Raw genomic sequence first — 20,730 nt, 5'->3', positions numbered from 1 at the left:
GTGCCCACGCGACGGTTCCCGAACTGGACCGCCCTGCCCGAACCGCACGGTTCGCTGTTCCGGGAAAGCGTTCCGCTCTCCCGGTTTCCCCGGCTGCGCGCCTTCCGGGCGGGGCTCGGCCTGACCCGGCTCGCCGAAGTGCCCGGACCGCCGGGCGAGGCCCGGGTGCTGGCCAAACACGAATACGAGAACCCGACCGGATCGGACGCGGACCGGGTGGCGTACGCGCTGGCCTGCCAGGCGATCGGGGCCTCCCCGGACGAACCGCGGTTCGTCGCCGCGGCCGGACCGGAGCTGGCTCGCGCGCTGAGCCACCTCTGCTCGCTGATCGGCGTGCCGCTGCGGCTGGCGCTCGCCGAGGAAGTGCCGCTCGGGCCGGACGGGGCCGTCGTGCGGGTCGACCGGGCCGATCCGGAAGGCGGGCCGCTCGCCGCGATCGCGCTGGCCGGGGAGATCGCGGAAGCCGAACCGGAGTGGATTCTCCTGGACGCGCATCGTGATCCGGTGTGCGTGGCGATGCACGAGTTCGTGACCGGACGCGAGATCATCGGCCAGCTCGACGGTCTCGTCCCGGCCGCGTGGGTGTGCGGCGCCGGCGCCGGCGGCTGCCTCGCCGGGGTGACCAGGGCGTTGCGCGCGGCGGGTGCGGACCCGGTCGTCACCGGGGTGACCGCCGCGGAGCTGCCGTACGGGTCGGCGGCCGCGCCGCGGTCCGGGCTGCCGGGATGGGCCGGGCTCGGCCACGGCTACCGGCAGCCGCTCGTGGAGGGCGAATTGCCGGACTTGGCAACGGAAAGCGTGAGTGCGGGCGAGGCCCGCGCCGGGGTCCGGGAATTCCGTGCCGCGACGGGTCGCGAGATCGGCCCGGCCTCGGCGGCGAACTGGCTCGTCGCCCGCGCGGTCGCCGCGAAGCTGCCGCCGGAGGACGTCGTCGTCACGATTTTTCCGGACGGCCCGCACGAGGTCACCGCAGTAGTCGACATCTGGGAAAAGACGAAGGGGAAGGGCTGAACGATGGTCACTGTCCGGTCCGTCAGCCCGGCGCCGCCGCGTCGTGCCGAGTCCGGGGCCGCCGCGGATTCGGGTCGCCTCGGGGCATTCGCACGGATGCGCGAAGACCTCCGCACGATCGTCGAACGGGATCCGTCGATCGACACTCTCGCCGAGGCGCTGGCCCATTCCACGCTGCCCGCGGTCTGGATCCATCGCGTCGCGCACGCGCTTTACCGGCGCGGGCACCGGATCGCCGCACGGCTGCTGACCAATCTCGCGCGGGTGCTCACCGGCGTCGAGATCCATCCCGGCGCGGTGATCGGCCGCCGGTTGTTCATCGACCACGGCACCGGGGTGATCATCGGGGAGACCGCGGTAGTCGGCCAAGACGTGACGCTGTACCAGCACGTGACACTCGGCGCGGTCGGCTGGTGGCGCGACAACAGAAGGGACGCGGGCGAACGACGGCATCCGGCGGTCGGCGACCGGGTCACCTTCGGTGCCGGTGCCACGGTGCTCGGCCCGGTCGAGGTCGGCGACGATTCGTTCGTGGGCGCGACCGCGCTCGTGGTCTCCGACGTGCCCGAGGGAAGCAAAGTGCTCGCCGTTCCGCGGACCGCGTAAGGAAGGCGACAAGAATCGGGCACCGGAAAAAAACCGCCGCGAAGGAATGTTCGCGCCACTCGTGAGGCAGCTCACCGGCGATGGTCAATTGTCGCGGCGCGGCCGGTCCGTTAGGATCGAGGCAAGACGTCGCGATCCGGCGGATGTGGGGGATTTCGTGCAGGCACGGTATCCGATACGGGTGGGCCATGTACCCGGTCCGGAAGGCAATGCGCTTATTCCCGCACGTGCGGGACGGGCGGGCCCGGTCGCCGCTCCGTCGGGTTCGCCGCGGCCGGGTTCCCGGCCGTCGGTTTCGCCTGCGGCCAAAGGAGTTCTCGGCGCGTGCCTGCGGCGGCTTTCCTGGTCGCCGGACCGGCTCGCCCGCGAGATCAACCGCAGGCTCGGATCGGGCACGATCAGCGCCAAGGCCCCTTACCACTGGCTGCGCGGGGTCACGCCGCGCGATCCGCTGCCCGCGGTGGTCGCCTCGATTCTTTCCGCTGAGCTGGGCGAGGAAATCCGGCTGGCGAACCTGTGGCCCGCGCTGGCGGCCCGCGACGTCCGCCCGCCCGCGCCGGCTCCGGTCCCGGTCGAGCCGCTGATGGTCCGCGCGCTGCGGTCCAGGGTGGATCAGCTGCTGGCACTGGACGGCAGGCTGGACGACCGCGCGCTGCTTTCCTGGGCGGCGCAGGACTTGAGCTGGATCCGGCAGCTCAGCGCGGGTCCCGGCGTCGCCTCGGCCGAGCGGGAACTGCGCCGGATGGCCGCGGACCTTTCCCGGGTGATCGGAAACGTTTCCCTGCGAATCGACGATTGCGCCGGCGGGTGCGATTTCCTGCTGGCGTCGATTGAAGAGTGCGAAACCATCGTGTGAACAGTTCGGCCGTATTCCTTCACCGCATTCCCCGGCCGACGAGCAAGAACAGCAGATACGCCCCGCCGACGATCCCGGTCACCACTCCGACCGGGATTTCGGCGGGCGAACTCAGCGAACGCGCGAGCAGGTCGGCCAGCATCAGCAACGCGGACCCCAGCAACGCCGACGCCGCCAGCGACGGCTCCCGGCGGCCGGTCAGCAGCCGGGCCAATGCCGGGGCAGTGAGTGCCACGAAGGCAACCGGCCCCACCGCCGCCGTGGCGGCCGAAGCGAGCACTGTGGCCGCGATCGTCAGGAAAACGCGGGTCCGGCCCACCTCGACTCCGAGCGAGCGGGCGAGGTCGTCGCCGTGCCCGAGAAGCGTCAGCGGCCGCGCGAACGGCACCACGGCCAATGCCGCCGGGATCGTGAACCACAGCAGCGGCACCAGTTCCGGCCAAGACCGGCCGTCGAGGGTCCCGGTGAGCCACACCAGCGCGGCCTGCGCTTCGGTCACCTCGCCGACGGTGAGCAGCCAAGACACCCCGCCGGCCAGCAAGGCCGCGACCGCCACGCCGATGAGGACGAGATTCCGCCCCCGCGCGGTGGCCAGCAGATGCACTGCGCCGGTGGTGACCAGCCCGCCGGCCAGCGCCGACCCCGACACGGCAGGCCCGGTCCAGCCGAACAGCAGCAAGGCGGACACCGCGGCCGTCGCGGCGCCGGAGGTCGTGCCGAGCACGTCCGGGCTGGCGAGCGGATTGCGGACCAGGGATTGCACGATCGCGCCCGCCAGCCCGAAGGCCGCCCCGGTCGTCACGGCGAGCAGCGATCGGGGGAGCCGGACGTCCAGGACGAAGAAACTCGCCCGCGGGTCGGCGGTTCCGGCGAGTGCGCGGAGGACGGACGACGGCGAGAGGGGGAAGTCGCCGTAGAGGAGTCCGGCGATGAGAAGACCGGCGACGAGGACGGCGAGGATCGGCAGGACGAGGCGGGCGGTTCGGTTCATGGTGGACTGCCGTGGGGTCGTTGTGCCTGGATTGCGCACGGTGGGCGGGGATGAATGGCGGGAAGCCGCCGGCGGGCGAGGGCGCGAGTCAGGTCGGCCCGCGGGGCGTCGCACCTCAGGTCGCCGAGAGCTTCTTGCGGCGCGCCAGCACGATCAGCACCGGCGTCCCGAGCACCGCGGTCACCACTCCCGCGGGCAGTTCCGCCGGTCCGGCCGCGAACCGGCCGAGGAGGTCGGCGAGCAACAGCAGCAGCGGGCCCAGCACGACCGAATAGCGCAGCACCCAGCGCTGATCGGGTCCGGTGATGAGCCGCGCCAGATGCGGTGCCAGCAGGCCGAGGAAGCCGATCGGTCCGGCGATCGCGGTGGAGACCCCGGACAGCACCACGACCACCGCGCTGGACAGCAGTTTCGCCGGCGCGGTTCGGTGCCCCAGCGAGATCGCGAGGTCCTCGCCCAGCGCCTGCACGTTGAGCGCCCTGCCGAGCAGCAGCCCGCAGCCGAGCGCGGGCACGAGCAGGGCCATGCCGAAAAGGAGGACCGAGACCGGCCGTCCGGTCAGGGAACCGACCTGCCAGAACCGGAACTGGGCGAATGTGCCGCCGTCGGTCAGCAGGACGGCGCCGGTCGCCGAGGTGAGGATCGCGGTCAGTGCGGTCCCGGCGAGCAGGAGCGTCACCGGACCGCGCGACCGGAGAGCGAGCAGGTGCACCACGGCCGCGGCGGCCGCGGCACCGGCCAGGGCGAGCCAAGCGGTCGACGACCCGGTCAGCGAACCCATGGTGGTCAGGCCGAGGACGATCGCCAGTGCCGCTCCGGCGTTGATGCCCAGGATTCCGGGATCTGCCAGCGGGTTTCGCACCGATGACTGCAGGATCGCACCGGCAAGGCCGAGCCCGGCTCCGGCTGCGAGCCCGGTCAGGGTGCGGGGCAGCCGCAGCGTCCGCACGGCGAGCTCATCCAGCCGGGCGGGGTCGTAGTGCAGCAGCGCGTCTAGGACCGTGCCAGGGGAAACGAACGTCGCTCCCGCACACACGCTGGCCAGCGCGACGAGCGCAAGCACCGCGAGCACGGCGGCCCATCCCGTGCCGGGCCGCACGACGGTTCGGTGCGTTCGCTGAGCTTGCGCCATGTTCATCTCCGGAGAAGGCGAGCGGCTTCTCCGTTCGCAGGAGCCGGATTATGGTTAGGCAACCCTAATCCGAGCAAGTGTCCGACGGGGCCGGACGAACACTTTCTCCCTGCGGCACAGGAGGTTTGATGGCGAGGGGCGCGGGCAAGCCCGCCCGGCGGACCGTGCTCTTCGGCGGGATCGCCGCGACCGCCGCGGTGGTCGCACCGCGACTGTCGGCGGGTTCTGCGGAGGCCGGCCCGGTCCGGGAAGTGCCGCCGGGTTCGTGGACGGTCTCCGACGACACCGGTCTGCGGCTGGAATTCCCTTCGGTGCCAAGGAGAATCATCGCTTACGCCACCGTGGCCAGCACTCTGCACGACTACGGCGTCGACGTGGCCGGGGTGTACGGCGGAGTTCTGGCGCAGGGGCGCAAGCTTGATCGCGCGACGCTGGGAAGCCTTGACCGTGCCGCTGTTTTGGGCTCCGCCTGGGGTCAGCTGAACGTGGAACGAGCGGGCGCGCTGAAGCCGGACCTGGTGCTGGACTCCTTGCAGTACGGGCTTTCCCAGCTCGACCCTGGGGTGGGGGCGCAGGTGCGGAAGTTCTGTCCGGTGGCGTCCTTCGAGAGTTACGCGGCCGAGTTGCCGGATTCGCTGCGCCGGTTCGGCGACCTGGCCGCGTCGCTCGGCGCGTCCGGCGTCGCGGCGCAGCGGGCCGAGTACCTGCGGGCACGTGCGGCACTGCGTGCGGCGGCGCGGCAGGCACCATGGGTGCTGTTCGTTTCGATCGATCCGGACGGGATCCGGATCGCACGCACGGGATGGCCGTTGCTGCGGGAATACCTCGCGCTGGGAGTGCCCGTCGTGCTCCCGCCCGGGGGCAAGTACGCGCTGAAACTGTCGTGGGAAAACTCGTTGCGGTACCCGGCGGACGTGCTGATGGTGGACGCCCGTTCCACGAGCCTGCAGCCCGAAGACGTCGCCGGACATCCGTTCTGGCAACGACAGAAAGCCGTCCAGGCCGGGCGGGTTTACTCGTGGCAGCCCGAACCGCCGCTGAGCTACCGCGCGGCGGCGAATCAGCTGACTGGCCTGACCCGCGCCCTCGCTGGCTGAAGCGTTCAGCCACTGGTGCGGGAAAACGTTGATACGCAAGAAAAAACGGTTACAGTTCGACGCGATTTCCGAGGCGAGAAAGAGGAGTCATGACGAACGCCTACCAGGACGTGATCGACCTGACGATCGGCGATCCGCTGGACGAGATGTTCGACGAGCGGCTGACCCTGGAACAGTTCCCGGCGCTGAAGGAATTCCGGGACCGGCTCGGGCACTCCCGGCTCGTCGAGGTCCCCGGGCCGGACGGTGGTGCGAAGATCTTCGCCAAGTACGAGTTCGAGAACCCGTTCGGCTCAGTGAAGGACCGCACCGCGTACTCGCTGCTGTGCGGCGCGGTGAACGCCAATGTCGACCGCCTTGACGACCTGCGCATCGTCGCCGGCTCGGGCGGCAACATGGCGCGCGCCTTGGCGCAGCTGGGCAAACTGGCTGGAATCCCGATCAAGGTCGTGCTGCCGAGTTCGATGGCGGAGAGCGTCGTCGAGGAGATCCGCGGCACCGGAGCGTCGGTAGAATTCTCCCGGGGTTCGGAGTTCGTGCTCGGTTTTCTCAAGCTCTCCAAGGAAATCGCCGACGCCGACCCCCGGTGGACGATGGTCGCGCAGCACCGCGACCTGCACAACTTCGCGGTGAACCAGTTTCTCACCGGCCAGGAAATCATCACCCAGCTGGTCGGACGGCGCCCGTCCGCGTGGGTAGCCGCGGTCGGCAGCGGCGCGACCCTCGGCGGAGTCGCCCGCGCACTGCGCACCGAGTACGGCGCCCTCGACGTCGTTGCGGTGACCCCGGCGGAACTTCCTTTCGGCACCACGAGCCCGCCCAACGAAACCTCGAAGTTCCCCGGAGCAGGCGGCCTCGGATACGGGATGCGGCAGCGCTTCGTCAGCGACCTGATCCCCGGAGTCCAGCACCAGACCGTGTCCTACCCCGAAGTCCTGCGCGGCATGCGCGACTTCCGCGCCGCCACCGGCACTGCCATCGGCGGCTCCGCGGCGGCCAACTGGATCACCGCCCGCCGCCTGGCCGCGACCCGCACCCCGGACGACACCGTGGTTACCTTGTTCGCCGACTCGGGTACCGCGGAGGACTGGAAGAACGCCAGCCGCCTCTGAGCCTGCTGCCCCTGGGCCCGCGTTTCCGCGCATCGTCACCGGACGCGGGCTTCCGGGGGCACCGGACGACGCCACTGGCGCGACTCGCGTTGGCCGACCACCGGATGCACCAAGCCCGGCGGCGACGGGTCGCACGCGGCCGGTTCAGGGCGGCTGGGGTCGGGACCTCGGAGTCGCCTTGCGGAGTGTGCGCGACGGGGCGAAGCCTCGCGACGTCGCGCTTGCCCGCCCGCTCCAGAACCGCGGTTACGGGGCAGGCGTTGTCTCGCGATGCCCGCGCGGGGTCGGTTCTGGAAGGCCTGGCGATGTCGCGTTTGTCCGGCCGGTTGGGAACGGCGGGTGCATGCGTTGTCTCGCCAAGCCTATGCCGAGCTAGGACGGAAGACCTCGCGTTCGCCGGGCCCCTTTGGGACGGCGCAGCTGCTGTCTCGCGATGCCCGCGCCGGGTCGGGTTCCGGAAGACGTCGCGATGTCGCGTTCGCCCGGTCGCTTGAGGAACGGCGGTTAGGGGTGCAGGTGTTGTCTCGCGAAGCCTGTACCGAGCTAGGACGGAAGACCTTGCCTTCGCCGGGCCCTTCGGGACGGTGCAGCTGTTGTCTCGCGATGCCCGCGCGGTGTCGGTCCTGGAAGACCCCGCGTTCGCCCGCCCGCTCCGGGAACGGCGATTACGAGTGCATGCGTCGTCCCGCGCAGCCTGTGCTGGCGCGCGGAGCAAAAGACGTAGCGATCGCACGCCCGGCCACTCCGCGACCGCGGCCAGCAGCCGTCAGCGCCCTCCCACGAACCCCGCGCCCGATCGAGAAACACCTCCCAAGCCCCCTCACCGCCGGAAATGCCGCGAAACCGCCCCGTCGTACTCCTCCTCCACGTAATCCGTAAAACCCAGCTTCTCCACCACCCGCAACGACGGCGTGTTCGTCACCGCGACGCTGATCAGCACCGGAATCGCCGGTATCTCCCGCTCCGCCCACTCCACCGACGCCCGCGCGGCCTCCACCGCATAGCCCTTCCCCCACGCCGACGGGCGGAAGCGGTACGCCAGGTTCAGCACCTTCTCGCCCCGGAACTCCCGGTTGCGCACGCCGGCCATGCCGATCACGTCCGACCCGTCGGCGGCTTCCGGCCTGCCTCGCTCCCGGACCGCCAGGTACCCATAGCCGAACGTCGCCCAGTGTTCGAGCCAGCTGTCGAACATCACCAGCGTGGTCGCGGTGTCCGGCGGACGCGGGTTGTACCGGTTCGTCTCCGGGTCGCTCTGGATCTCCACCACCGCTTGCCGATCCGCCTCCACGAAGTGCCGCAGCACCAGCCTTTCCGTCACGATCTCTGTCACGCCCCCGACCATAACGACGGGGTCCGACAAAAATCGCGCCCCAAAACAGCGACAATCTCCGCCATGACCGAACTGCCGTTGGTGCTCCTGCACGCCTTCCCGCTCGACGCCCGCATGTGGGACCCGGTCCGCGCGCCGCTCGCGGAGCGCTTCCGGGTCATCACGCCTGATCAGCGCGGCCTCGGCCGGAGTCCGCTGCCGGAGAGCGAAGCCGAGCCGGAGCTGGCGGACGCGGCGAGGGACGTCGTCGCGCTCCTGGACAAGCTCGAACTCGACCAGGTGGTTCTCGGCGGCTGTTCGATGGGCGGCTACCTCGCGATGGCCGTCCTGCGGCAGGCTCCCGAACGCGTCGGCGGGCTGGTCCTCATCGACACCAAAGCCGCCGCGGACACCCCCGAAGCCGCGCAAACCCGGCTCGACGTAGCGAATCGCGCCGAGGCCGAAGGCGTCAAAGGCTGGCTGGCCGACGCGAATCTGCCGAACCTGCTGGCTGACACCGCGTCCGCCGACGTTCGCGCGCGCGTGCGCGAATTGATCGACGCGCAGCCGCCGTCCGGGGTCGCCTGGGCCGCGCGGGCGATGCGCAACCGGCCCGATTCCGTTGACCTGCTGCGCGAAACGGACGTCCCGGCGCTCGTCATCGTGGGGGAGCGCGACGCGATCACGCCGCTCGACGCCGCCAACACCATGGTCGAAGCACTCCCCGACGCGACCCTCGCCGTTCTCCCGGACGTCGGGCACCTGACGCCGCTGGAGGACCCGGCTGGCGTGGTCGAAGCGATCCTCGGCTGGGTCAGCTGAAGTAGTCGACGGCCGCGGCGCGTGCTTCGTCGAGGCGGTGCGGGAAGCGCTGTGCGATCAGAAACCGCCACGTGACCGCGAAGAGCGAGCGAAGCTGCGTACACGTCGCGAGGACGGCTTCGTCCGCTTCGCCCGGGTACGCGGCGAGAAACTCCGAGCCGCCCTGTCGCGCCAGGATCGCCAGGTCCCATTCGAGCGGTCCGCGCCAGGTGTCCTCGAAGTCGAGCCAGCACGGGCCGTCGGCGGTCTCGATGAGGTTCCCGGGGTGCGCGTCACCGTGCAGGGGCTGGACCGGGCCGGACGGCAGCAGCGCGGCGAGCCGTTCCGTTTCCGCGCCGATCCGGTCGGCGAAGCCGTCCAGCAGCGAACCGCTGCGGGCGACGGTGTCCAGCAGTTCGCCGACCGGGCCGCGGGACGGCAGTTCGCCGGGATATTCGCGCAACGCGGTGTGGACCCGGGCGAGCGACGCGGCGGTCTCGTCCGGCCCGTGCCGATGGTCCGGATCGTGCGGGGTCCAGTGCCAGAGCGTGACCGGCAACCCCTCCGCGAAATGCGGTCCGGCCGGGGGATCCGCGGTCGGTGAGACGACGCGCACACCACGTTCGGTGAGGTAGGCCGAAAGGGCGACATCCCGTTCGAGCCACGCCGTCGCGTCCGGCCGCAGCAACCGCGTGGTGGCCGGGACCCTCGCCACCACCGGACCCATCCTCACCAGCACGTTCGAGCGCTCGTGCAGCACCTCGGCCGACCCCGTCGCCAGGCCGAACCGGCGGTCGGCGGCGAGCGCGGAGGAGACCGCCGCAGCGCGGAACGGGTCGGTCATGCGGTGATCTAAGCAGCCGGTGCGAGCGACTGTCGGTACCGAGGGCTACGATCCCCTTGACCGCCCGGATCAGGCCCGCCTGAGCCCGAGCGCCCCGAAGTTGACCACCACAAGGTTGCAGTGTTGGAGGCAGGAGTGACGGCCGTAGCCCCCAAGCCGATCGCGACGCGCCCGTATCCCGCGCGCGAGACGGCAAAGGGTTCGTACCTGCTGCGGTTGTTCCGCACGACGGACCACAAGCAGATCGGGATCATGTATCTGGTCTCGTCGTTCGCCTTCTTCATGATCGGCGGCGCGATGGCCATGCTCATCCGGACGGAGCTCGCCCAGCCCGGGCAGCAGTTCCTGTCCCAGGAGCAGTACAACCAGCTGTTCACCATGCACGGCACGGTGATGCTGCTGCTGTACGCGACGCCGAGCCTCTTCGGGTTCGCGAACTTCGTCCTGCCGCTGCAGATCGGCTCGCCCGACGTGGCGTTCCCGCGGCTGAACGCGTTCTCCTACTGGCTGTTCCTGTTCGGCAGCCTGATCGTGCTGTCCGGCTTCCTGACGCCCGGCGGCGCCGCCGACTTCGGCTGGTTCGCCTACACGCCGCTCTCGGACGCCATCCATTCGCCCGGCGTCGGTGCCGACCTGTGGATCGCTGGCCTGGCAGTATCCGGTCTGGGCACCATCCTCGGTGCGGTCAACATGATCACCACGGTGGTCTGCCTGCGCGCACCGGGCATGACGATGTACCGGATGCCGATCTTCACCTGGAACATCCTGATCACGAGCATCCTGATCCTGCTCGCGTTCCCGATCCTCACCGCGGCCCTGTTCGGCCTGATGGCGGACCGGCACCTCGGCGCCCACGTGTTCGACCCGGCCAACGGCGGGGTGATCCTGTGGCAGCACCTGTTCTGGTTCTTCGGCCATCCCGAGGTCTATATCGTCGCGTTGCCGTTCTTCGGGATCGTGTCGGAGATCTTCCCGGTCTTCAGCCGCAAGCCGGTGTTCGGCTACAAGGGCCTGGTCTTCGCGACGCTGTCGATCGCGGCGCTGTCGGTGGCGGTGTGGGCGCACCACATGTACGCGACCGGCGCGGTCCTGCTGCCGTTCTTCTCCTTCATGACGTTCCTCATCGCGGTCCCGACCGGTGTGAAGTTCTTCAACTGGATCGGCACGATGTGGAAGGGCCAGCTGTCCTTCGAGACGCCGATGATCTTCTCGATGGGCTTCATCGTCACGTTCCTCTTCGGCGGTCTGACCGGCATCATGCTGGCCGCCCCGGCGATCGACTTCCACGTGTCGGACAGCTACTTCGTGGTGGCGCACTTCCACTACGTCCTCTACGGCACGATCGTGTTCGCGACCTTCGCCGGGATCTACTTCTGGTTCCCGAAGATCACCGGCCGGATGATGGACGAGAAGCTCGGGAAGTGGCACTTCTGGACCACGTTCATCGGCTTCCACACCACGTTCCTGGTCCAGCACTGGCTGGGCGCGGAAGGCATGCCGCGGCGTTACGCGGACTATCTGGCCAGCGACGGGTTCACCACGCTGAACACGATCTCCACGATCGGCGCGTACATCCTTGGTGCGTCCACGCTGCCGTTCATCTGGAACGTGTTCAAGAGCTACCGGTACGGCGAGATCGTCACGGTCGACGACCCGTGGGGCTACGGCAACTCGCTCGAGTGGGCCACGTCCTGCCCGCCGCCGCGGCACAACTTCACCGAACTGCCCCGGATCCGCTCCGAGCGGCCGGCGTTCGAACTGCACTACCCGCACATGGTCGAACGCCTCCACGCGGAAGGCGAGATCGGCTTCTTCGGCAAGGCCAAGCACGTCGGGGCCCCGTCGCAGAAGCTCGTGGACGCCACCATGCCGGGCGACCACAGCAAGGACAACGCGAGCGAGCAGTAACCAGCGCTCGCAGGATGTGCCCGGCGCGTGCCCGGTCGAGGTTTCTCTCGGCCGGGCACGCGCCGTTTTTGCGCCCGGAATGCCGTGGCTGGAATCGGCGTGAAAGGCCCCCGAGGACCGGGCTGGGCCGCCAGACCTAGCCCGAGCACCGTTCGCGCGGCCGGTCCGCTGCCGCTCGGCCTGCTCTCGTCAGAGACCTCTCGGCGGCCCGAGTCGCCCGCCTGCTGCCGCTGAGGACCGCCCGTGGACTCTTAGCCGTCCGGCCGCGCGCACCCGACCCCGCCGCTCAACCCGGCCTCATCCGACCCGCCCTCAGCGCCGTTCATCGCCCGTTCGTGGCACCGGCGGTGTGAAGCACGGCACGGGGGCGTTCTGCCCGCCGCCGCTGGAGGCCAGACTGGGCGTGCCGACTCGCCGTGGCCTAAGCGTCGGTGCCGAGACGAACGAGGGATACCGAACCAGTGAGCCAGACTCCCGTCCTCATCACCACGACCGGTCCGGACAAGCCCGGGGTCTCGTCCGTGCTGTTCGCCGTGCTCACCCGGCACGACGTGGACGTGCTCGACATCGAGCAGGTGGTCATCCGCGGGCAGCTCGTGCTCGGCGTGCTCGCCGGCGTCTACCGCGACCCGGAGGGGCTCCAGGAGTCCGTCGAGCAGGCGATGGCGACCGTCGGCATGGAGGTCGAGGTCCGGATCGGCGACGCGATCGGCGCGGACCCGTTCGCGCTCGGCCGGCGCGATTCGTCGCACGTGCTCGTCCTGCTCGGGCGTCCGGTGACCGCGCGGGCGTTCTCCGAGATCGCGCGGCGGCTGGCGGGCGTCGGGGCGAACATCGACTCGATCCGCAGCGTCGCCGACTACCCGGTGACCGGGCTCGAGCTGTACGTCTCGGTGCGCGAAGACACCGAGGAAACGGACGCCGAACTGCGGTCCATGCTGGCCGACGCGGCGTCCGAGGCCAACATTGACGTCGCCGTCGAGCGCGCGGGCATCACGCGCCGGGCGAAGCGGCTGGTGGTCTTCGACGTCGACTCCACGCTCGTGCAGGGCGAGGTCATCGAGATGCTCGGCGCGTACGCCGGGGTCGAGGAGCAGGTCCGCGAGATCACCGAGGCGGCGATGCGCGGCGAGCTGAACTTCGCCGAGTCGCTGGAGCGGCGCGTTTCGCTGCTGGCCGGGCTGCCCGCCAGCGTGATGGACGAGGTCGCGGCGAAGCTCGAGCTGACCCCGGGGGCGCGCACGACCGTCCGCACGCTCAAGCGCATGGGCTTCCGCTGCGGCGTCGTCTCCGGCGGGTTTACCCAGGTCATCGACCATCTCGTGGACGACCTCGGCCTCGACTTCGCGGCGGCCAACGAGCTGGAGGTCGTCGACGGCAAGCTCACCGGCCGCGTGATCGGCGACATCGTGGACCGGGCGGGCAAGGCGACCGCGCTGCGCCGGTTCGCCGGCGAGTACGGGATCCCGCTGGGCGCGTGCGTCGCGGTCGGGGACGGGGCCAACGACATCGACATGCTGGCTGCGGCCGGCATGGGCGTCGCGTTCAACGCCAAGCCCGCGCTGCGCGAGGTCGCCGACACCGCGCTCTCGCACCCGTATCTCGACGCGGTGCTGTTCGTCCTCGGCGTCACGCGCGCCGAGGTCGAGGCGGCGGACGCGGCCGACGGACTCGAACTGGCCCGCCCGTGAACCCTCTGCTCGAACCGCTGCGCGCCCGGTATGCCTCGTGGCTCGGGCTGCCCGCCGAGGACACCTCGGACACGTCCGACGAGAACCCGGACGAGGTCCGCGCGATGCCGATCATCCTGCGGATCGAACGCGCCGAACCGCCGGGCCGCACCGCGCTGCTCGAAGCGGCGGCCGCGGCGGCACTGGCGGTGTGCCTGGACGACCGCGTCCAGCCCGGCGGCGAATGGGCCGAGCCGGTGCACGCGTGGCTCGACAATCGCATCCGGAAGGTCGCGCGCCGGGCTCGTGGCGCGCACTGGCAGGCGGTGCTCGACCAGCCGGGAATCACGATCGAGGTGGACGGCGCGGAGGCGCGGGCGCTCGTGCCCGGGCTGGTCAGGCAGGCCCCGAAAGAGGTCTCGCGACTGCAGATCTCCGGCAGCGAACTGCCCGCCGACACGCCCGGCCCGGCCCCGGCGGACGTCCCGTTGGTGATGCTGAACCCGGACGTCCCGATGACCGTCGGCAAGGCGTCCGCGCAGGTCGGGCACGCCACGATGACCCTCGCGGCACTGCTGCCGGACGACGAACTGGCGGCCTGGGCGGCGAAGGACTACCGGGTCGCGGTCCGCACGCCCAGCCCGGCCCGGTGGAAGGAGCTGTGCCCGGTCGAGGACCCGGAGGCGGGCTGGCGGGACAACCGCGTCATCGCCGTCCGCGACGCGGGATTCACCGAGGTCGATCCCGGCACGATCACCGTGCTGGCGCAGCAGCCCGGAACATCGGCGTGACCCGCGCCGCCAGCGCCAATGCAGTGACCCGACGGGTGGAAAGGCGTCTCGGATGACCTTGGAAGTACAGCGCGAAGGCACGCACAGTTTCGTAGGCCGCAACGAGCGCGGCGCGGAAGTACGGCTGGGCCGGGCCGGCGCGGAGGGCGCGTTCTCCCCGGCGGAACTGCTGCAGATCGCGGCGGCGGGCTGCTCCGCGGTGACGGCGGAACAGCTGATCACGCGGCGGGTGGGCGAGGACTCGAAGTTCCGGGTCTCCGTGACCGCCGACCGGCGCGAGGGAGCCTCGGAACTGGACGCGGTGCACGTCGCGTTCGACGTCGACGTGTCGGCGCTGGACGAAACCCAGCGGGAGGCGCTGGCGGGCGCGGTGGACCGGGCGATCGAGCGGCTGTGCACGGTGAGCCGGACGCTGAAGAAGGCGATTCCGGTGACGGAGACTTTCCCGACCGCCTGAGCCCCCGTGGCGGGCCGCCGAATCGCGCTAGTGGGCGCTTAGTGGCAAGGATGTCAGGCCGCGACGGCGGTTCGTGAGTCGCGCAGTCAAGCGGCCGACGAAGGTCTGCGGTGGAGCGGCGCGGAAGGTCATTCCTGCCGGGCCGCCACCGAGCCGCTCCCGCCGACCGCAGCAGAGCCGCTGAAACCGAAACCCGCGGAGCGCCGATCCTTGTCCAGCAAGGCTTCCCGGCCGGGTCGCTTTCAGCAGAAGCAACCCGGCGTCGAGCTGATCCGGCTCAGCTTTGCCACACCACGTACGCCTGGTCGGCGTCCGTGGTCATCGCCTCGATGAACTTCTCGTTGTCGAAGCCGGGCAAGGTCTGCAGGCGTTCGATGAGGGCGTCCGCGGCCGGGTCGCCGCTCGGGACCGCGGTGCCTTTGCCGTCGTTGCCGACCAGCATGAAGAAGACGTCTTCGTTCCAGGGGCCGTCCGGGATGACTCTCACCATGACGGATTGCAGGTCCGACCACGTCACAGCTTCTTCGCTGCCATCGGCGAGCCGGCGCCGGACCCCGGTGTCGTCAACACTGACGGTCCGGGATTGGGCGCTGGACGAATCCTGGGTCAACGGTGCTCCCTGTCGTGTTCGTTCCACTCACCGTACCCGCCTGTCCGGTTCGCTCGGTCAGGCGGGCGCGGCCGCGTCGAGGCGCTTCAGTGCGTCGCGTGCGACCTGCGGATCTGTTGTCGGCCAGAACGGCGGCAGCGACGCGCGCAGGAAACCGCCGTAGCGGGCGGTGGCCAGCCGGGAATCCAGTACGGCCACTACGCCGCGGTCGGTGACCGAGCGGTGCAGCCGTCCGGTGCCCTGTGCCAGCAGCAACGCGGCGTGCGTCGCGGCGACGGTGAGGAATCCGTTGCCGCCTCGGGCTTCCACCGCGCGCTGGCGTGCGGAGGACACCGGATCGTCCGGACGGGGGAACGGGATCCGGTCCACCACCACGAGCTGCAGCGACGGCCCGGGCACGTCCACGCCCTGCCACAGCGTGAGCGTGCCGAACAGGCAGGTGCGCGCGTCTTCGGCGAATTGCCGCACCAGCAACGGCGTGGCGTCGTCGCCCTGGCAGAGGATCGGGTGGTCGAGCCGTTCCCGCATGGCCTCCGCGGCCTGTTTCGCCGCGCGCATCGAGGAGAACAGGCCCAGCGTACGGCCGCCCGCGGCTTCGACCAGTCCGGCCAGTTCGTCCATTGTGGACTCGGCGAGTCCGTCGCGGCCGGGTGGTGGCAGGTGCTTGGCGAGGTAGAGGATGCCGTTGCGGCGGTGGTCGAACGGCGAGCCGACGTCCAGCCCGGTCCATTTCGGGCCGCTGTCCTCGTCCGACGGGGCTTCCTTGTCGGTGGCCGTGCCCGGCGACTTCACCACGCGCGGGCCGCTCGGCGGGAGGCCCCATTGCCGTGCCATCGTGTCGAATTCGCCGCCGAGGGTGAGCGTCGCCGAGGTCAGCACGGTGGTGTGCTGGTTGAACACGCGCTCCCGCAACAGCCCCGCGACGCCCAGCGGCGCGACCTTCAACGCGGGCGGACGCGGGTTCGCCGAATACTTGTCGCCGGTCAGCCAGACGACGTCGCGTTGGTGCGCCAGATCCTCGTCGTACGCGTCGAGCAGCCGCACCGCGGTGTCGTGCACTTCTTCGAGCAGCGACCGCGCCAGCTTGCGCGCGGTGGCCTCGCCGACGTCTTCCTTGCGATCCGAGCCCAGCGCGGTGAGGCATTCCTTCGCCGCGTCGCGCACCGCCGGGATCGCGCCCTGCAACGGGCGGGGCAGCGCGTCGAGCCTTCCGGCCGGGATGTCGTCGAGGATCAGCGCGAGGCCGTCGGAAGACTCCAGCAGCCGGTCCGCGATGCCCGCGTCCATGAGCTTTCCGCAGCGCCTCGCGGCGGCCGACACCATGGCGCTGGTGAGTTCGCCGGTCGCGACCGAGGTGACCCGGTCGACCAGGTCGTGCGCCTCGTCGATGATCACCAGGTCGTGGTCCGGCAGCACCTGGTAGCCCTGCAACGCGTCGATGGCCAGCAGCGCGTGGTTGGTGACCACGACATCGGCGCGCCCCGCTTCGGCTCGCGCGCGTTCGGCGAAGCAATCGGTGCCGACCGGGCACTTCGCGGCGCCGAGACATTCCCTTGCGGTGACGGAAACCTGCCGCCACGCCTGGTCGGACACGCCGGGCACCAGCTCGTCGCGGTCGCCGGTTTCGGTGTCCGACGTCCACTCGTGCAGCCGCGTGACTTCCTTGCCCAGCCGGGACACCGCGAACGGGTCGAACAGCTGCGCGTCCTCGGGCTCGTCGGCCGGACCGGTGTCGAGCCGGTGCAGGCACAGGTAGTTGCGGCGGCCCTTGAGGATCGCGAAAGTCGGTTCGCGCCCGAGCGGCTTCTTGAGCGCCTTCGCCAGGCGCGGGAGATCACGGTCGACCAGCTGGCGCTGCAACGCGATGGTGGCCGTGGAGACGACGACGGTGGTGTCTTTCTCCACCGCGTGCCGGATCGCGGGCACGAGGTACGCCAGCGATTTGCCGGTGCCCGTTCCCGCTTGCACGGCGAGGTGTTCGCCGGTGCGGATGGCGTGGCCGACGGCATCGGCCATCTTCACCTGGCCGGGGCGTTCAGCGCCGCCGACGGACTCCACCGCGTGGGTGAGGAGTTCGAGGACGCCGGGGAAATCGGTTCGGGCGGGCACAGCGAGACACGATAGCCGCCAGGTCCGACAGGATCTTCGATCCGGCGCGAACGGACCCCTCGCGCCGGATCGAAGCTCCCGGAAATCCGGCTCAGTCTTCCTTGCGGAAGCGCGAAACCGCGGTCCACGCGAGCGGCAGCACGCTGGCCGCGACCACGGTCTTCAGCACGTCACCGATGAGAAACGGCGTGACGCCCTTGTCGAAAGCGGTGGCGAGATCGAAGCCGGTGGCGGCCATCAGCCACGGCACGCCGAAGGCGTAGATCGCGACATTGCCGAGCACCATGGTCCCCGCCATGCGCAGCGGGGTGCGGTCGCCGCCGCGGCGGGCGAGCGCGCCCACGAGCGCGCCGGCGAACACGAAGCCGACGATGTAACCCGCCGAGGCCCCGGACAGCCCGGAGGTCCCGCCCTGGAACCACGGCACGCCGGCCGCGCCGACGAGCAAGTACAGCAGCATCGAAGCCGCACCGCGGCGCATGCCGAGCGTCGCGCCGACGAGCAGCGCGGCGAAGGTCTGGCCGGTCATCGGCACCGGCGTGCCCGGAAGCGGGATGACCAGCTGCGCGGCCGCGCCGGTGAGCACGGCGCCGCCGGCGACCAGCGCCAGGTCGCGCACCAGGGTGCCGGGCACGAGGTCGGCCAGCACCTGACGGCGGGCCGGGAGAGACAGTGACGACACGGGACCTCCAACCACGGAAAACGGACGTCCGGGCAGGTTATCGTCGAGCGAGGCGGCGGAACGAGACAAGTTGCGTTCCTCACCACCCCTGTCTTCCGCCACACGTCCGGGTGAGCTGCGACCGTCGACGTTTGGGACCCCTGCCGCGCTGCCGATGTCGAAGCACGGGCGAAGGGAGACAGGGCGAATGCGCGGACGGATCCTGCTGGTCACCGGGGTTTTCCTAGCGACGGCGCCAGCGGTGGCGCACGCCGATCCGCCGACCTCCACCGGCTGGGGCTCGGCAGGCAGCCTCGACGTGCTGGTGGACCACGAACACGTCGTCACCGGCGAACTGGCCCGGTGCGACGCCGACGGACCGGCCTCCGCGCGCACCCCCGGCGGCGCGGCCGGCGACGTCGCGGTGTTCGGCTTCGGCGGCACCACCTGCGAACGGAAGGGCCCGGTCGCGGACGTGAAGACCGGCGGGCAACGGTTCGAATCCGACCTGCTCACCCGGTACGGCGGGCCGGAGCTGAAGGTCCGCACGTACTCGGTCGGCTGCGCCACCACGACCGATTCGGGCAGCACCGGTTCGATGTCGATCGGCGAGGTCTCCGGCTTCACCGTGCCGTCGTCGATCCCGGCGAACTACCGCGTCACGATCCCCGGCGGCGCGGCGGGCACTGCGCTGGCCACGATCACGCTGAACGAGACCGTGACGCCGCAGCCCGCCGACGGCAGCCTGGTCACGCACGCGGTGCACGTGAAGCTGTTCCCGCAAGGCGGTCCGGCGAGCGGGGACATCTACCTCGGCACCGCGGCGTGCAACCCGTACGGCAAGGGCGGCGTGCCCCAGCAATAACCGATCAGGCGGGCGGCAGGGCGGGCGTGCCGGTGTAGCGCACCCCCGCCTCGTCGAAGTCCTTCAGCGTCGCGTCCACCGTCGGCTGCGAGCCGCCGACGGTCAGGTCCAGCAGCACCTGCACGTTGAACCCGGCGCCCGCGGCGTCGAGGGCGGTGGCGCGCACGCAGAAGTCCGTCGCGATGCCGACGACGTCGACGTCGGTCACCTCGTGCGCGCGAAGCCATTCCTCGAGCGTTTTGCCGTCGCCGGACTTGCCCTCGAAACCGGAGTACGCGGCGGTGTACTCGCCCTTCGAGAACACTGCCTCGACCGGCACCACGTCCAGCGCCGAGTGGAACGACGCGCCCGCCGTGCCCGCGACGCAGTGCGGCGGCCAGCTGGTGTTGAAGTCGGGCGTGTCGCTGAAGTGGTCGCCCGGGTCGATGTGGTGGTCGCGGGTGGCGACGATGTGCGTGTAGCCGCCCTCGGCCATCTTCTGCGAGATGGCCGCCGCGGCAGCCGCCCCGCCCGGCAGGCCGAGCGAGCCTCCCTCGCAGAAGTCGTTCTGCACATCCACCACGATCAGCGCGGTTCCCATGGTCGGCTCCCTACAGAAAAGTCGTCGGTATCGCGGGCTCGCCGTGCGAGAGCTTGAGGCCCTCCCACGGCAGGCTCACCTGCGCGCGCCGCAACCGGGCCCGCGCGTCGTCCAGTGTGGGCAGATCCTCCACCGGCGCGCCATCTCGCACCAGAGGAATCTGCAGGTCGAGATCGTTCTCGCCGGGTTCCGGGCGGCCGCTCGCGGCGGTCCAGACCACTTCCTCGACCGCGGTCCCGGTGCTGCGGTGGCGGCGCAGCGCGTGCTTGCGCCCGCCGCGGGATTCCTTGTGCGCACTGCGTTTCGCGACCGGGCGGCCGTCGACCTCGACCAGCTTGTACACCATCCCGGCGGTCGGCGCGCCGGATCCGGTGACCACCGAGGTGCCGACGCCGTACGCGTCCACCGGCTCCGCGCGCAGCGCCGCGATCGCGTGCTCGTCGAGGTCGCCGGACACCACGATCCGGGTGTCCTTCGCGCCGAGCGAGTCGAGCTGGTCGCGGGCCTTGCGGGCGAGCGGGCCGACGTCGCCGGAGTCGATCCGGATCGCGCCCAGCTCCGGGCCGGCGACGCGCACGGCCGCCTCGATGCCCGCGGTGATGTCGTAGGTGTCCACCAGAAGCGTGGTGTCCGGACCCATTTTGCTGACCTGGGCGCGGAACGCGGCTTCCTCGCTGTCGTGCAGCAGCATGAAGGCGTGCGCGACGGTGCCGCGGGTGGGGATCCCGTAGCGGCGGCCCGCCTCGAGGTTCGACGTGGTGGCGAATCCGGCCAGGTAGGAGGCGCGCGCGGCGGCGACCGCGGCGTACTCGTGCGTGCGCCGTCCGCCCATCTCGATGATCGGCCTGCCGTGCGCCGCGCCGGACATCCGCGCCGCCGCCGAAGCGATCGCGCTGTCGTGGTTGAGGATCGACAGCACCACCGTCTCCAGCACCACCGCTTCGGCGAAACTGCCGGTCACGGTCAGGATCGGCGAACCGGGGAAGTACAGGTCGCCTTCGCGGTAGCCGTCGATGTCGCCGCGGAACTCGTAGTCGGCCAGCCACGCCAGCGTTTCCGGGTCGACGACCGCGGTCTGCTCCAGCATGGCCAGTTCGGCGTCGGTGAACCGGAAGTCGGCGATCGCGTCGAGCACGCGCGCGGTGCCCGCGACGACGCCGTAGCGGCGGCCGTCGGGAAGCCTGCGCGCGAAGACCTCGAACACGCACGGCCGGTCGGCCGTCCCGTCCGCGAGCGCGCTCGCCAGCATGGTCAGCTCGTAATGGTCGGTGAGCAGCGCCGTGCTGGCGCTGGTGACCGGCTCGGGGGAACCCATGG

20 protein-coding genes are annotated in these 20,730 nt (G+C 70.7%); 11 read left to right on the top strand and 9 right to left on the bottom strand.

Annotated elements, in window-relative coordinates; genetic code table 11:
* The 3 genes from DMP23_RS09315 to DMP23_RS09305 all read left to right on the top strand — a co-directional run bounded on the left by DMP23_RS09315 (position 1) and on the right by DMP23_RS09305 (position 2,473).
* Positions 1–1,011, top strand: coding sequence for a pyridoxal-phosphate dependent enzyme (locus tag DMP23_RS09315; protein ID WP_337820781.1), 1,011 nt, complete (start codon positions 1–3; stop codon positions 1,009–1,011).
* A 96-nt stretch (positions 1,012–1,107) separates the two neighbouring features.
* Positions 1,108–1,617 (top strand): serine O-acetyltransferase EpsC, encoded by a 510-nt coding sequence (gene epsC / locus DMP23_RS09310; RefSeq protein ID WP_337820780.1) that lies wholly within the window; start codon positions 1,108–1,110, stop codon positions 1,615–1,617.
* A 181-nt stretch (positions 1,618–1,798) separates the two neighbouring features.
* Complete coding sequence (locus DMP23_RS09305; RefSeq protein ID WP_337820779.1) at positions 1,799–2,473, top strand: hypothetical protein; 675 nt, start codon at positions 1,799–1,801, stop codon at positions 2,471–2,473.
* Between the two features lie 19 nt (positions 2,474–2,492).
* Here the strand turns inward: DMP23_RS09305 and DMP23_RS09300 are convergent, their stop codons facing one another.
* Both DMP23_RS09300 and DMP23_RS09295 read right to left on the bottom strand, forming a co-directional pair.
* The gene (locus DMP23_RS09300; RefSeq protein ID WP_037815296.1) at positions 2,493–3,464 is read right to left on the bottom strand and encodes a FecCD family ABC transporter permease; all 972 of its coding nucleotides are present in this window, start codon (positions 3,462–3,464) and stop codon (positions 2,493–2,495) included.
* Between the two features lie 115 nt (positions 3,465–3,579).
* Complete coding sequence (locus DMP23_RS09295; protein WP_051729103.1) at positions 3,580–4,596, bottom strand: FecCD family ABC transporter permease; 1,017 nt, start codon at positions 4,594–4,596, stop codon at positions 3,580–3,582.
* A 128-nt stretch (positions 4,597–4,724) separates the two neighbouring features.
* Between DMP23_RS09295 and DMP23_RS09290 the strand changes: the two genes are divergently transcribed.
* Both DMP23_RS09290 and DMP23_RS09285 read left to right on the top strand, forming a co-directional pair.
* Positions 4,725–5,693: an ABC transporter substrate-binding protein gene (locus DMP23_RS09290; RefSeq protein ID WP_337820778.1), complete on the top strand. Its 969-nt coding sequence runs from the start codon at positions 4,725–4,727 to the stop codon at positions 5,691–5,693.
* An 89-nt stretch (positions 5,694–5,782) separates the two neighbouring features.
* Positions 5,783–6,805 (top strand): pyridoxal-phosphate dependent enzyme, encoded by a 1,023-nt coding sequence (locus tag DMP23_RS09285; protein ID WP_337820777.1) that lies wholly within the window; start codon positions 5,783–5,785, stop codon positions 6,803–6,805.
* 820 nt (positions 6,806–7,625) lie between these two features.
* Here DMP23_RS09285 and DMP23_RS09280 read toward each other — a convergent pair.
* Positions 7,626–8,150 carry a GNAT family N-acetyltransferase gene (locus tag DMP23_RS09280; RefSeq protein WP_167754401.1) on the bottom strand — a complete coding sequence of 175 codons (525 nt, stop codon included), beginning with the start codon at positions 8,148–8,150 and terminating at the stop codon, positions 7,626–7,628.
* 51 nt (positions 8,151–8,201) lie between these two features.
* Here DMP23_RS09280 and DMP23_RS09275 point away from each other — a divergent pair, with 51 nt between their 5' ends.
* Complete coding sequence (locus tag DMP23_RS09275) at positions 8,202–8,939, top strand: alpha/beta fold hydrolase (RefSeq protein WP_238604499.1); 738 nt, start codon at positions 8,202–8,204, stop codon at positions 8,937–8,939.
* Here DMP23_RS09275 and DMP23_RS09270 read toward each other — a convergent pair.
* On the bottom strand, positions 8,932–9,762 hold the full coding sequence (locus DMP23_RS09270) for an aminoglycoside phosphotransferase family protein (RefSeq protein WP_337820776.1): 831 nt from the start codon (positions 9,760–9,762) through the stop codon (positions 8,932–8,934). The genes DMP23_RS09275 and DMP23_RS09270 overlap by 8 nt on opposite strands.
* 135 nt (positions 9,763–9,897) lie before the next feature.
* On the opposite strand from DMP23_RS09270, the gene ctaD reads away from it, so the two are divergent.
* The 4 genes from ctaD to DMP23_RS09250 all read left to right on the top strand — a co-directional run bounded on the left by ctaD (position 9,898) and on the right by DMP23_RS09250 (position 14,588).
* Complete coding sequence (gene ctaD / locus DMP23_RS09265) at positions 9,898–11,670, top strand: aa3-type cytochrome oxidase subunit I (RefSeq protein WP_037815289.1); 1,773 nt, start codon at positions 9,898–9,900, stop codon at positions 11,668–11,670.
* A 461-nt stretch (positions 11,671–12,131) separates the two neighbouring features.
* Positions 12,132–13,361 (top strand): phosphoserine phosphatase SerB, encoded by a 1,230-nt coding sequence (serB, locus tag DMP23_RS09260; protein WP_337820775.1) that lies wholly within the window; start codon positions 12,132–12,134, stop codon positions 13,359–13,361.
* Complete coding sequence (locus DMP23_RS09255) at positions 13,358–14,131, top strand: peptidyl-tRNA hydrolase (protein ID WP_337820774.1); 774 nt, start codon at positions 13,358–13,360, stop codon at positions 14,129–14,131. The genes serB and DMP23_RS09255 overlap by 4 nt, the downstream gene beginning before the upstream one ends.
* A gap of 52 nt (positions 14,132–14,183) precedes the next feature.
* The gene (locus DMP23_RS09250; RefSeq protein WP_134667353.1) at positions 14,184–14,588 is read left to right on the top strand and encodes an OsmC family protein; all 405 of its coding nucleotides are present in this window, start codon (positions 14,184–14,186) and stop codon (positions 14,586–14,588) included.
* A 277-nt stretch (positions 14,589–14,865) separates the two neighbouring features.
* Here DMP23_RS09250 and DMP23_RS09245 read toward each other — a convergent pair whose 3' ends face one another.
* From DMP23_RS09245 to DMP23_RS09235, 3 genes are all read right to left on the bottom strand, one after another.
* Positions 14,866–15,198, bottom strand: a complete 333-nt coding sequence (locus DMP23_RS09245) for a hypothetical protein (protein WP_037815281.1) — start codon at positions 15,196–15,198, stop codon at positions 14,866–14,868.
* Positions 15,199–15,255: 57 nt separating this feature from the next.
* Positions 15,256–17,307 (bottom strand): ATP-dependent DNA helicase, encoded by a 2,052-nt coding sequence (locus DMP23_RS09240; RefSeq protein ID WP_037815279.1) that lies wholly within the window; start codon positions 17,305–17,307, stop codon positions 15,256–15,258.
* A gap of 91 nt (positions 17,308–17,398) precedes the next feature.
* Positions 17,399–17,989, bottom strand: coding sequence for a biotin transporter BioY (locus DMP23_RS09235; RefSeq protein ID WP_337820773.1), 591 nt, complete (start codon positions 17,987–17,989; stop codon positions 17,399–17,401).
* 187 nt (positions 17,990–18,176) lie between these two features.
* Between DMP23_RS09235 and DMP23_RS09230 the strand changes: the two genes are divergently transcribed.
* A complete protein-coding gene (locus tag DMP23_RS09230; RefSeq protein ID WP_337820772.1) occupies positions 18,177–18,833 on the top strand; it encodes a choice-of-anchor P family protein in 657 nt (218 codons plus the stop codon).
* Positions 18,834–18,837: 4 nt separating this feature from the next.
* Here DMP23_RS09230 and DMP23_RS09225 read toward each other — a convergent pair whose 3' ends face one another.
* Both DMP23_RS09225 and DMP23_RS09220 read right to left on the bottom strand, forming a co-directional pair.
* Entirely contained in the window at positions 18,838–19,413 is a 576-nt protein-coding gene (locus DMP23_RS09225; RefSeq protein WP_037815275.1) for an isochorismatase family protein, read from the bottom strand.
* Positions 19,414–19,423: 10 nt separating this feature from the next.
* On the bottom strand, positions 19,424–20,728 hold the full coding sequence (locus DMP23_RS09220; RefSeq protein WP_037815273.1) for a nicotinate phosphoribosyltransferase: 1,305 nt from the start codon (positions 20,726–20,728) through the stop codon (positions 19,424–19,426).
* Positions 20,729–20,730 lie beyond the last annotated feature (2 nt).

This window comes from Amycolatopsis sp. A1MSW2902 (assembly GCF_017312175.1).
Classification (GTDB): Bacteria; Actinomycetota; Actinomycetes; order Mycobacteriales; family Pseudonocardiaceae; genus Amycolatopsis; species Amycolatopsis nivea.
Note: the sequence above shows the minus strand (reverse complement) of the source record. Positions and strands in the feature narration are given on the sequence as shown.